Origin of the sequence: Paenibacillus piri (assembly GCF_004354045.1) — a bacterium.
In the GTDB taxonomy this organism is placed as follows: domain Bacteria; phylum Bacillota; class Bacilli; order Paenibacillales; family NBRC-103111; genus Paenibacillus_S; species Paenibacillus_S piri.
The window spans coordinates 21,679-34,883 of sequence record NZ_SMRT01000032.1; the positions used below are offsets into that span (position 1 = coordinate 21,679).

Here is a 13,205-nt window from a genome sequence, read left to right on the forward strand (position 1 = left end):
GGTATATAATGGTGTAATGGTATATAATGGTCTAGCCTTTAACGCCGCCAGTAGACAAGCCTGAAATAAAAGCCTTCTGATTTAACAGGAACAAAACAATAACAGGGATGATAGCAAGCACGGCTCCTGCGATCAGCATATCGTAATTGTTGCCATAAGGCGACATCAACGAAGCCAGTCCTATAGGAATCGTAAACATCTTATTCGTACGCAGCACAATCAACGGCCATATAAAGCTGTTCCAGCTCTGCATCGCCAACAGAATCCCCATTGCTCCGTAAGCCGGTTTCATCAAGGGCGACATAATCCGGAAAAATATGCCGAACTCCGAGCATCCGTCGATCCTTCCCGCATCCATAAAATCTTTGGAAAGCCCCGTCACGTACTGCCGAAAGAAAAAAATCGCCATAGGTGAAACAACAAACGGTAAAATAACTCCGTAATAAGTATTGATAATGCCCATCTTCACAATAAGCTTATAAAGAGGAAGCATGAGAATTTCAAGCGGCACCATCATGACAAACAACACCAGCATAAAAATAATGTTTTTCCCTTTAAAGTTATATGCCCCGAGGCCATAGCCAACTAATGAGGAAAGAAACAGTGAAAATGCGGTATGAAGTGCAGTTATGCCCAGGCTGTTTCCGTACCAGTACAAATAAATGCTGCCTTTACCTGTGAACAAAAGCTTATAATTGTCAAGACTCATCAAGCTCGGTATGATCCTAAAATCCATACCGTTCCGAAATAATTCTTTGGAACTCTTAAAAGAAGCCATAAACATGTAGTAAAGGGGGAACAGGACGATAAAGCATACGATAAGGAAGAAAGCGATCATCGCTACTGTCAATAACTTCCTTCTAAGCTTGGCACTCATTGTCAGTCCTCCTCCTTTTTGAAGAGCCCGAACATTTTTAACTGCACCAGATTAACAGTAAGTACGATCAGGAGCAGAGTAATACCGATCGCCGATCCCATACCCATATCATTTCGTTGAAATGCCTGCTGATAAATAAACCTTACGATGGTAAGCCCGATATCCCCCGGCATTCCTTCATTCCAGAACACATAGCTTTCTCCGAACATTCTGTATCCTTCAAAGATGCCTATCGTCAAGGTATAAATGATGATCGGCTTTAAGAGCGGCAACGTAATCCAATAAAACTTGGTAAAGACATTGGCGCCGTCCATTTCAGCAGATTCATACAGTTCCTCGGGAATGCTTTGTAGACCGGCAAGGTAATATACCATATTAATACCGGCTACTCTCCACGTATTGAGAATCACCATCAGCATCATGCCCGTACCATAGTTAAGAACCCAATTTTGCGGTGAAATGCCGAATTTAGCGATAAAGGAATTGATCAAAGCCGTATCCGCTTCCCCGAACATAAGCCTAAAGGAGACACCGGCTACGATAACAGACGTCAATGCCGGGATGAAAATAACGGACTTAAATAATGTTTTTCCCTTGATCAACTTTGAATTCAAAAAGACGGCGAATATAATCGGAACCGGAATTAATAACATCAGAGATAAGATCGTGTAGATCGTATTGGTTTGCAGCGCATTGAAAAAATGCTCGTCAAACATTCTCCGGTAGTTGTCCAGACCTATAAACTTTGTGCTGTTAAGCCCTTGGACCTCCTGAAAGCTCATCGTGATCGTGGACGCTGTAGGATACAAGAAAAAGATGAGAAACGCTAGGATAAATGGCGATACAAAGAGATAAGGCGCGAACTTTTCCGAATAAAACATCCTTTTAAAGCTGAAACCGCTCCTTACCTTGGGCTTTTGGCTATAAACCTGTTGAACCAAATAGTACACCTCCATATGCATGACTGCGACCGAAACCGCTTCCACACCTTCGTTTCTTCGGCCGTCAGTCATGCCGTCTTCCCGGTTGCTATTTCTTCTGCTTACGGAGCTCGTCTGCGGCAGATTTTAACGCTTGTTCAGGAGTTTGCGATTGATCCTTCAATGACTTGAACATGACATTGGAATTGACCAAGTCCTGGGAAGCTGAGCTTAACTCGCTCATATTCGGAGATTTGATTTCGTCCTTCATGTCCAGAAGTATATTGAATATTTTCTCATTGTTGAAATAAGGATCGGGCTTCTGCAGCTCCGGATCATTCCAGACGTCCCATCTGATCGGATCGAATTTCAGTTCCTGCCATATCCTTATATTCGATTCTTTGCTTAGCTTCGCATACGCAAGAAACTTCGTAGCTATATCCTGATTTTTGCTCTGCTTGGTAACGGCCGTACCTGTTCCGCCCATTCCTGCGGATCTTACGTCGCCCTTTTCCCATACAGGCATTGGCCGTACCAATATTTTCCCTTTCAAATCGGGCATGTACTCCAAAAATCTGCTCATGTACCACATCGGCATGATTAGGGAAGCCGCTTCTCCCTTATTCATATAAGTGAAAAATTCCTCAGCGCCGGTATTCCCCCCAGGCATGGGAACCGCGATTTTATCCTTGTAAATCATATCCTTCATGGTCTGCAGCGTCTTTACATTGATCTCGTTATCAAGAGTGACGTTTCCGTTCTTATCCAAATAGTCGGAGCCTCTTTGAACAATCATCGGCCAGAACGGTCTTTGTCCGGTAACTTCGAAAGCGGTCATCGCCTTTCCTGTCGCAGCGACAACTTTCTTTCCTGCCTCGGTATAATCGGCCCATGTTTTAATGTTATCCGCGTTCACGCCGGCTTTATCCAGAAGCTCTTTATTGTAGTAAACGACCGTAGCGCCCACATGAAAATCAATGCCGTAATATTTTCCGCCTTTACTGTAAATATCGAATCTCGACTGGATAAACTTGTCCTTTTCGGGCTCGATTACTTTGTTTAATTCCACAAGCTGGATATCGCCTTTTAGAAAGTTTTGGAAGAAGTTTATGTTGATATCGGCAATATCGGGCGCACCCACACCGGATTGAAGGGCGATTAACAATTTATTATGCATTTCTGCGTTTGGATAAGTATCGATCGACAATTCAATTTGCTGATCGGGGTTGTTTTTATTCCAAAGCTCGGCGGTTTTTTCGTAATACTTCTTATGCAGATCCTGGAATGTCCACAACGATAAGTTAACCGCCTTTTTTGAATTTTGGGTTTCCCCTTTTGACGACTCCGCTCCTTCGCCCCCGCAGCCTGACAAAACGGAAGCCAACAGGAACACGGAAGCAGCCGCTGCAACAGATGCTTTTTTCATACATTCTTATCCCCCTTATAATAATTTAATGATGATGCAGGTAACCGGGTATGCCCTGTCCTTTACCCATTACTCATTATACATAATACATAACGTAGCCGAACTCCAATATTTTGTACTCCACTACAACATTTTGTACTCCACTACAATGCTTTGCTATGTCCGAGTAACGTTTACTTCCTGCAAGTCTGTTCATATTCCAGGGGGGTCATGCCTGTCATCTCTTTGAACACCTTAAAGAAGTAGTTATAATTGTTAAACCCTACATGGCTGACGATTTCCTTCAGCTTCAGCTCGCCGTGCTCAATATAGTGCTTGGCATGTTCAACCCGCACATGGTTCAAATATTCGGTGAATCCCATCCGGCACTCTTCCTTGAAAAGTCTGCTGATATAAGAATTGGTTACACCGACTATATCGGAGACATCCTGAAGCGACACATCGTTTTTATAATTACGTTGTATATATTCCATAGCCTTTTGAATAATATCGCTATACGTGCCACGGCATTTCATCCGCTGCAAAATTTCTATAAACTTATGGTATAAGTTCAAAATCCAAGATTTAATATCCATAAGAACCTCATATTTCTGGATCAGATTATATGGAATATCCCCTGCGGTATACAGCTTCGACATCTCGATGCCGGCGTCCTTGGATGCTTTATTCACGATATTAATTAATTCTGCGCAGATCATTTGGGTTGATTTGCTGCTCAGCCTCAATCTCGAAATTTTATTAAATACGGCATCTATCAAGCTCTTCACGGTTTCAAAATCCTGGTTTTTCAGGGCCGCGTAAATCGCTTTCTCATCTTTGATATCAAGACAGAAAAATCCTTCTTCGTGTTTACTGCTTGTGCTTTCGATAAATATCCCGTTCTTTCCCTTGTAGAACTTGTCCTTCAGAATTGATGCCGCTTCGGAGTATGCATGGTGAAGCTGAGACATTTCATTGCATACACTGCTTACACCAAAGCTGGCCGTAATATTCAAATATTTTTTGATCTCTGTTCTTATTCGGTTGAGAAAGGTATATAGCTGGTTGTACACATACATCCTGCTATGGATATGCCCAAGTGAGAAAATGATCGCAAATTTCTCTCTGCCTTTGTGGATAATAATGGATTTCTCCCAATCGCTAAGAATTTCGTTGGAAATATCGAGCAAAGTTTGAATAAACACATCGACTTCCTTTGAACTGAATCTTTCCTCAATGAATCGAAAATCGTCGATCTCCGCAGCTGTCACCAACAGATTTTCTGTGTCCATCGCTATATCTAACGATTCGAGTTGGCCTAGCATTTCATCCCGATCCGACACACTGCCCTCCAGAAGCTTTTTAATAAACTCCTGACGCAAACTATCCTTGCGGATCTTAAGCTCGTGGTACATCTCATTTTGTTTGTCGCGTTCGTTTCTAAATACAAGGATAGAGCTTTCGACGGTTTTCAAAATATCGAGCAAAACGGAGGCGCTCAGCCGATGCTTCAATACATAATCCATCGCTCCCCTCTTCATGCTCTGACGTACATAATCAAAGTCGTCATAAGCGCTCAACACAACAATTCTAACCTGCGGATACTCCCTCTCCAACTGCTCTATTAATCCGAGTCCATTCATTCCCGGCATGTTGATGTCGGTAATGACAATATCCGGAACATCCTCTTTTATGAGCTGTATGGCATGAATTCCGTTATACGCTTCGCCGGAAATATAAAAGCCGCAGTTTTCCCAATCGAGCATCGTTTTCAAATCCGTTCGCGAAACTGCATGGTCATCAACTATAAGCACCTTCAGCATATTGTCCGCTGTCCTCCTCCCCCACGGCAGGCAAAGTGATCTCTACGGTGGTGTACAAGTTGGGAATGCTTTGAATGGCAATTCCGTATTTTTCTCCGAAATAAAGCTTGATTCTCTCGTCCACATTTCGAATGCCGATCCCGCTAAGTCCGATATTTTTGTTTGCCGATGCTTCTCGCATGAGATTGTTTAGCGCATTGTTGTTCATGCCCACCCCATTATCGGTTATAACAATTTTCAAATCCTCTCCGATCCTGTAGCCTTTAATGATGATCATGCCCTGGCCCTCCATAGGCTGAATCCCGTGAATCAAACAATTTTCCACGATCGGCTGAAGAATGAATTTCAGAATATGAGAGTCCAGAATGCTTTCTTCCATTTCATAATGTACCTTGAACTTGTCGTAGTCCCGATAAGCCATTATGTTTAAGTAGTCTTTGACATATTCGATTTCGTCCCGCATGCTGATCAGCACGCTCCCTTTTCCCATACATCCGTGAAGCAGCTGCATCAGGGAAGTAATGATGCTTGAAATACTCTCTGCCTTTTGAATATTGGCAAGCCACCTGACAGTGTTCAGAGAATTGGAAAGAAAATGCGGATTAATCTGGGCTTGCAGTGTGTTCAGCTCTGCAACCCTTTTCAATTTTTCTTTCTTTTTCACCTCGTCGATAAGAAATTTAATCTCTGTCACCATATGATTAAAATTTGTTGCGGCTTTCCCCAGCTCATCACTGCTGTTGTCTTCGATTCTTGTAACTAAATTGCCGATTTTCACGTTATTCATTGAATCTACCAGGTGCTTTAACGGTTTGGAAATGCTTTTGGATACGTAGTAAGACAAGATCAGCGCAAGCAAGAAACAGAAAATTCCCAAAAATATAATATAGATACTCGTCTTAGCGGACTCATCGTTCAAATAAGCAAACGGGATGATACTGACCACGTACCAATCCGCACTGGGGATATAATTGTAAGCAATCAAATTTCGTTTTCCTGAAACGGTACTGTTGAATGAGAACGAATCATTTTCTTTGTTTTTTTTAAGTTCCTCAATCAGGGAATGATCGCGGTATGGCTTGGCCGAAATAATTTCCGGGTTTTGACTCGTGATTACCGTCCCGTTGCCGTTTATTATGAAAATATCCGAGCCTTGACCAAGATTTGTATCTTTAAATTTCTTTAAGATATGCTTTTCATCGATTCTCATAATCATATAACCGATCGGAAGCCCGTTAAACGATTTAAAGCTTCGAGCCAGTAAAATTCCTACTTTTCCGTAATTGGTGATTCGATAGTTTGAATTTCTTACATTTTCCTCGTCATCCCTGTTTTCGATCGTCCATAGAGGAGCGCCGTTATTTAAGGCCGTTCTTTCAAAAATATCGTTTAAAAAATCGAGGTTAAGATTATATTTGAAGTTGACGTCCCCATAGGCAATGATTTTTTCCTTCTTCCTAGTATAAACAAGCACATCCGAAACGCTATGAGTAAATGAGAACCTTTTTGCCAGCATAGTTTGCATTTTTAACTCCGCATCATTTCTCCTCCACTCATCCATCATATCGAAATCAGTCAACGTATTTTGAATAATATCGGAGAATGCGATGTCCACACTGTCATTTTCGAGCTTTGAAAGTTCATTTTGAATATTTTCGCTGACCTGATTCATTAACTCGATGGAAGAGGTGCTTATTTTTGTTTTTATAGCTTCGCTTGAAGTATAATAGGCAAAAATTCCTGTAATCGATAATGGGATCAAGGAAAGAATGGCAAATGAGATAACCAGTCTGTTTAGAATTTTCATTTTACGGATCAAACGGTTCAAGCTTGTACCCATAATCTACCCCCTTACGAAATTCATTTCGAGAAATTTCAAACCTATGACATCTCGAGAGCGGAATGAAGCTTTCCCCAGTCATCGTCATCCCGCTCTTTCACGGCCGTCTATATGCCCGGTTTTTGAAATTTTCCCGAGGTATGTCGATTATGAATTCAACAAGTTGACCTTTTAATCCTTGTTATTACAGCAGTAATTTTTTTGAAATCATGCAGACCTCTTTCCAGTCGCACTGCGGAATGAATCCGTAAAAAAAGAGAAGCCGTGCTTAGAGCACCGGCTTCCGGACGAATCAGTTTGAATCAATGCTTGAATGTGAACTGACCATTTTATTGCTTGTTAACTGCAGCGAAGCATAATTTTCATAGCGCTTCCTCCGCCCTCCATTTGTTTAAAGCCCTGTTCCAATTGCTCAAGCGGAAGAACGTCGGTAATCAATGCATCAAGCGGCAGTCTTCCAGAAGAGGCAAGCTCAATCGCCTTAATAAAATCCTCTCTTTCATATACGCGTGCGCCGGACATTGACAGTTCTCTCCAGAAAAACCGGTGCAGGTCGACCTGCGGCGGTCTGCTGAAAATACCGACTACGACAATACGCCCTCTTGTCCGGGGAAGCTTTGTCATAAGCTCTGCACCGGCTTGAGAAGAAGTAACCTCAAAAACTACATCGCAGCCGGCGCCGCCCGTTTGACTATTCACATACCCTGCCACGTCCCGTTCCTTAGGGTTGATGGTATCAAACCCAAGCTGCTCCAGCAGCTGCAGACGGTGAGGATTAATTTCGGAAACGAGTACCTTGGCCCCTGCTTCTCTTGCAACTAAGGCGATCAGCGCGCCGATCGGTCCTCCGCCTAATACAACTGCATAATCCTCCCGACCTACCTTCCCCCTGCGGATATCATGACAAGCAACGGCGAGCGGTTCTATCAGAGCGCCGTGCACCAAAGGGAGCTCCTTCGGTAAAGGCAACACCGTGTGAACGGGCACCGTCCAATAGCTTTGGAAAGCTCCCGGGGTTTCTATTCCGAGAAATTTCAGGTTATGACAAATATGGCCATACCCTGCCTGGCATGCCGGACAGTTGCCGCATGAATTGAGCGGCATAACAGTAACCGGATCACCTGCGGCAAATTCCGTAACCTGATCTCCGACCGCATGAACGGTACCGGACATTTCGTGACCCATAATTTGGGGAAAAGAAATCCTGCTGTCCATATGTCCGTGATAGATGTGCAGATCGGTACCGCATATTCCCGCATGGGATACCTTAATTTGAACTTCATCGTACCTCGGCGCCTGCGCGGGAGATTGTCCCGCACGAAGCACCCGGTCGCCTTCATAATATACAGCTTTCATATCCTTTGTCTCTCCGATTATTTTTTATTTGATAATTTCATCCCATTTTTTCTTCAGCTCGTCGAAGCCTTGCTCCGGTGTCATTTTACCGAAAGCGACAGTTTGGGAAATCTTTGTCCATTCGTCGGTCCAAGTGCCGTATCCCTTAGGTCTGCTTGAGAATGGATTTGCCTCAGGAGCGGTACGGTTAATGATGTCGACCTGGGCTTTGTCCGCATCCTTAAGATCTGGAAGAAGCGTGTCCAGAACAGGCTTGGCTACCGGAACGCCGCGTACCAGATTTAGCGATTTCCCTGCCTCTTTATCGTTAACAAACCAATCGAGGAATTTTATAGCTGCTTCCGAATTTTTCGAATCCTTGCTTATTGTAAAAAACTGGGACGGCAGAAGGAATGCTCCCGATTGCTTGGCATGAGGCACTACAGTCATCGCGTACTGCCCCGGGTGCACACTGTCGAATGCCGGGAAAGCAGCCGCATATTCGCGTTGAATTAAAATGGTGCCGTTCAAGAAGTTGTCCAGCTTGGGATCGTACTGCTTGTGCCCTGCCGTAACATCAGCCGGAGGTACAATTCCTTCTTTGCGGAGATCAGCAAACAGCTTGTTAAAGGCCACATACGTATCTTTGTCGATGTTAAATTTCCCTTCGGCTGTATGAATATACCCTTTGCCCTGAGCCAATTGATACATCTCATATTTATCGGACTCGGATGTACCTGTCGCTATGGAAAGATCCTGCATGAAATATTTCCCTTTTTCCAGCTTTGGCTGGAGTTCTCTGCCCAACTTAAGCAAATCGTCCCACGAAAAGCCCTTGTCGGGTACTGTTACACCCAATTTGTCCAAAGCCGCTTTATTGTACATCATCGTCAACGTGTTGGCGCCGATCGGCAATCCGTATTGCTTGCCGTTCACTGTACCTGCTGACAACAGCTTCTTTTCGATTCCGTCAACATTGATGCCCGAAAGCTCTGCAAGCTGTCCGCGAACGGCGTAATCCATCAAATTTCCTGTGTCTATCTGCATAATGTCGGGCAAATTTCTTGCTGCGGCCAAAGTAGCCAGCTTGGTGAAATACGTATCGAACCCCATATATTGCGGTTCGAACGAAACAGCAGGATTATTTTTTTTGTATAAATCCAATGTTTTCAAAGTTGCGTCATGCCGTGCCTGGGAGCCTGCCCAGGTAATACCTAGCGTTACCTCCTTATTCTTTACCGAAGCTTGTCCGGTTGTACCCGATCCGGCAGCAGGAGCAGAGGGTTGACTGCCTGTCTTACTGCCGGAACTGCACGCGGTCAGAGTCAAAACGGAAAGTACTATCAAACTCGCAGTCCATTTTTTTGTTTTATGCATCTGTGAATCCCCTTCCAAAAGATTGGTTTTGTTTTTCTTGCTCCATTATATGATGTCGTGAATTCCCCTCCAATGAGAGAAATCAACAAAAGATTCTACAAAATATGAAAAGCTAAAACCAGATCATACCGGCGGCCTCGAATTCACAACTTTATACCTGCGACCCGCGTGTTGATGATACCGGTCCCATGCAAGAAGGGCATTGGCTGCCAAACACTCCTGGTTGATAAGTAAAATCAGATTCGGAGGACGTTACTCCTTGTTTCTCATCAAATCCGTAGGGTTAACCCCGATATACTTTTTAAATTGGCTGCTGAAATAGGGAATGTTGCTGTAGCCTACTTTTTCGGCAATTTCATAAATATACAGCTTTCCTTCCAAAATCATCCGTTTTGCTTTTTCCATCCTGATTCTGGTCACATACTGATTGAATGTTTCTCCTGTTACATTGCGAAAAATTTGGCCCAGGTAATTTTTGGATATTTGAATTTCGTCAGCCAACAAGCCAAGCGTAATATTTTCCTCATAATGCTCATGCACAAACCGGATAATAAACTCGGCCATCTGTCGGTGTTTACTGTTATCGCTCAAATGCTGATTGTTAATGATTCCGGCTGCGGTCCGTTCGAGCCAGCTTTTTAGCGCAGCCGGTGTATAAGCTCCAGCGCCGGTCATGTCCTCATACGGAGTAAATTTAGGAATAATTCGCTCCAGCTCGATCCCGACATCATACAACGAATAGGCAATAATCGCCCATAGCTCACTCGCCCATATTTGTAGCGTCTGTTCATGACACACAAGCCCGGCATCGAGAGTATCTATATAGCCGGCGATAATTGTACCGGCTTCCTCTTCACGCCCGTTGCGGACGGCATCGGCAAACTCATGATAAAATTTGACCGAACGAAGCGGTGTGTACTGTTTGTAATGATCCGCATCCTCATTCAGAAACATCATTTTAAACGACTCGGATATGAGCCGCCAATCCTCAACGACATTTCCAAGCTCTGCTTGCGCGGGCAGCTTCAATTGATGATTCAGACAGTCTCCGATCCGCTGTTTGAGCTCACTGGCCAAACCAACAAAATGATCTCGTTCCAGGTCCCTCGCTCCGGAATGTAGCAAAACTGCAAACCGGCGGCTGTGCAGTTCCATATATTCAAAGTCGGAGAACATGCCGGCCGCAAGCTCGCTGATCACATTATGGACAGCAAACCGCACCAGGTTACGCCCCTTATCCCACGGCTCCCATGACAGGCTGTTTTGCAGCTCGACACAAAGGAGCAGGTGGAGCTTGCCGGACCATGCTTCAATCTTCCCGTTGATTTCCTTAAATCGGTCGGAATGATGATGCAGGTTGCCCGTTACAACGGACTTCATCCATTCCTCCATGACAAGAGGCTCGTACAGCTTCAATTGATCCTTCAGCACGTTATATTCATTTTCCTTCAAATGCTCTTTTTCAAGCTCTGCCGTCACCCTGGAAAGCACTGCTTTCAAATTATCAATAGTAATCGGCTTGGTTAAATAATCATCGACTTGCAGCCGCAGCGCCTGACGGGCATACTCGAAATCAAGATAACCACTGAGTATAATAAACTTCCCCTTAAAGCCGCGCTCCCGCAAAAGACCGATCATATCCAGTCCGTTCATAACAGGCATGTTGATATCTGTAAGAATGATATCGGGCTGAAACCTATCAATAACGAGCAGCCCCTCCTGGCCGTCAATAGCTTCCCCGACCCACTCAACTTCAAGCTCTTCCCAGGGGATTGATTCCCTCATTCCTTCCAGCAGGTTAGGATCATCATCAATAATGACTATTTTCCACATCGGTCCTGTCTCCTTCCAGGATCATTCCGCTTCCTTCAATCAACGGTATACAAATAGTGACAAGAGTACCTCCTTCAGGGCGATTTTTAATATCAATACGGTACCCGTCAGCAAAAAAAGCTTCCATCCGTTCTCTCACATTACGAATCCCGTAACCGCCCTTTGTCTTCGTTCTATACTGCGCGCCACACTCCTGCAAGCCCCTTCCGTTATCCTCGATTGACAGAATCAATTGTTGTTGAACAGCTTCGCCGTGAATCCGGATTCGTCCTTCAGAACGTCCATGGAAGCCGTGGCTGATACAGTTTTCTACAAACGGCTGCAGCGTCATTTTGGGTACATAATATCCCTTTATATCATCCGGCAATTCTATTGAATACTTGATACGGTCTCCTAACCGGATTTGCTGAATCTGCATGTAGCACTCAATATGAATCAATTCCTCAGATAAAGGTATTAATGATTCGCCGTTTGATAAACCGACCCGCAGCATTCTACCGGTCAGCTCCAACACCCTGCTCATTTTCTCATTGCCGTCCTTGATTGCCATCCAATTTAGCTGATCCAACGTATTGTACAAAAAGTGGGGATTGATCATCGCCTGAAGAGCTTTGATTTCCGATTCCTTCTGCTTCTGGTATTGATTTCTTAACGATTCGTACAGCTCTTCAATTCTGTTTATCAGCTTCCGGTAACCTTGGAACAACTGGCCAAATTCATTCTGATAATCCGTCGGCAGTTGGTGGTCCGCTGCATAAGCCGGGTACATTTTCATCGCTTGAAGCAGCAAAAAAATGGGCCGTGTGAGTTTGCGGTTTAAAAACAAAAAAATGAACAACAGCACGAAAACAGCGGCAATTCCTACAGTGAATAGCACCTTTGCCATGAAGGCGCTCCCGGCAACCAGCTGTTCCCATGGAGTAAACTCGATCAACAGCCAATTGGAGCCCGCGATGTTCGTCCAAACAACCAGATATTGGGACGGAAACTGCCTATATCCTTTAAGCGCTAACTGGCCTGCTTCCTGTAAGCTTCCTGAGATACTGCGCAGATTTTCGTTGTTTTCAACCAACGACTGTTCGCCCGTCTGCGTAATCACCCTTCCGCCCGAATCCAGCAGCAGCCGATTCGCCTCAAAGCCCTGCTCCCGCAGCAGCGTCTGCACATCCGAAGCCTTTATGTTGATCAGGACAAAACCCTGGTAATCGCCGGCGTTCGAATATATTTTTCGCACGAAGCTGACAACAGAGGCGGTTCCTTGGTATGAATCGGTTTCATGCTCTCCGATCCATACAAAATCAGACTGCGCAACAGAGGAAAACCACGGCATTTCTTCCCCTGTACGGAGGTCAAAAAAACGAACCAACTCTTGTTTACCGCTCTGCGGGGCATTTTTCACATACAGGTCGATGCTATAAATTACAGGAGTACTGAACGTCAATGTATTCAGGGAAGCGACCACATTCCTTAATGTAACGATATTCTGGTATGTCTCTTTGGGATTAGTGAGCAGATCCAACAGCTCCGTATTTCGCACGATTGATAACGAAACGGATTCGATTGCGCCGAATTGAGTTTGCAGCCGCTGATTTAACTCCGTAAGGATTCTTTCCTGATAAGAGGAGGTGGTGCGGATAATTCCTTGAACCGAAAAGTAGTAGCTGGCCCAGATTACAATTGCAAACAAGATTACAACGAATATGGAAGTGCTCCAAAAGTAAAGATGGCTGATATGAAGTTTTTTAAATAGCTTATCCATGAAGAAGGCCCCCTATACTGTATACAAACAGCTGGG

The 13,205-nt window shown here is 44.3% G+C and carries 9 protein-coding genes; all 9 read right to left on the reverse strand.

Annotation, left to right across the window (positions count from 1 at the left end):
- Positions 1 to 31 precede the first annotated feature (31 nt).
- The gene (locus E1757_RS33785) at positions 32 to 877 is read right to left on the reverse strand and encodes a carbohydrate ABC transporter permease (RefSeq protein WP_133236581.1); all 846 of its coding nucleotides are present in this window, start codon (positions 875 to 877) and stop codon (positions 32 to 34) included.
- A gap of 2 nt (positions 878 to 879) precedes the next feature.
- Positions 880 to 1,839 carry a carbohydrate ABC transporter permease gene (locus tag E1757_RS33790; RefSeq protein ID WP_133236623.1) on the reverse strand — a complete coding sequence of 320 codons (960 nt, stop codon included), beginning with the start codon at positions 1,837 to 1,839 and terminating at the stop codon, positions 880 to 882.
- A gap of 67 nt (positions 1,840 to 1,906) precedes the next feature.
- The gene (locus E1757_RS33795; RefSeq protein ID WP_133236583.1) at positions 1,907 to 3,223 is read right to left on the reverse strand and encodes an ABC transporter substrate-binding protein; all 1,317 of its coding nucleotides are present in this window, start codon (positions 3,221 to 3,223) and stop codon (positions 1,907 to 1,909) included.
- 173 nt (positions 3,224 to 3,396) lie between these two features.
- The gene (locus tag E1757_RS33800) at positions 3,397 to 5,025 is read right to left on the reverse strand and encodes a response regulator transcription factor (RefSeq protein WP_133236585.1); all 1,629 of its coding nucleotides are present in this window, start codon (positions 5,023 to 5,025) and stop codon (positions 3,397 to 3,399) included.
- On the reverse strand, positions 5,003 to 6,865 hold the full coding sequence (locus E1757_RS33805) for a sensor histidine kinase (protein ID WP_133236587.1): 1,863 nt from the start codon (positions 6,863 to 6,865) through the stop codon (positions 5,003 to 5,005). Before E1757_RS33805 ends, E1757_RS33800 begins: the two co-directional genes overlap by 23 nt.
- A gap of 339 nt (positions 6,866 to 7,204) precedes the next feature.
- Positions 7,205 to 8,221, reverse strand: coding sequence for a zinc-dependent alcohol dehydrogenase (locus tag E1757_RS33810; protein WP_133236589.1), 1,017 nt, complete (start codon positions 8,219 to 8,221; stop codon positions 7,205 to 7,207).
- A 24-nt stretch (positions 8,222 to 8,245) separates the two neighbouring features.
- Complete coding sequence (locus E1757_RS33815; RefSeq protein ID WP_165972411.1) at positions 8,246 to 9,373, reverse strand: ABC transporter substrate-binding protein; 1,128 nt, start codon at positions 9,371 to 9,373, stop codon at positions 8,246 to 8,248.
- Positions 9,374 to 9,829: 456 nt separating this feature from the next.
- Positions 9,830 to 11,410: a response regulator transcription factor gene (locus E1757_RS33820; protein WP_133236593.1), complete on the reverse strand. Its 1,581-nt coding sequence runs from the start codon at positions 11,408 to 11,410 to the stop codon at positions 9,830 to 9,832.
- Entirely contained in the window at positions 11,388 to 13,169 is a 1,782-nt protein-coding gene (locus tag E1757_RS33825; protein ID WP_133236595.1) for a cache domain-containing sensor histidine kinase, read from the reverse strand. Before E1757_RS33825 ends, E1757_RS33820 begins: the two co-directional genes overlap by 23 nt.
- Between the last annotated feature and the right edge of the window lie 36 nt (positions 13,170 to 13,205).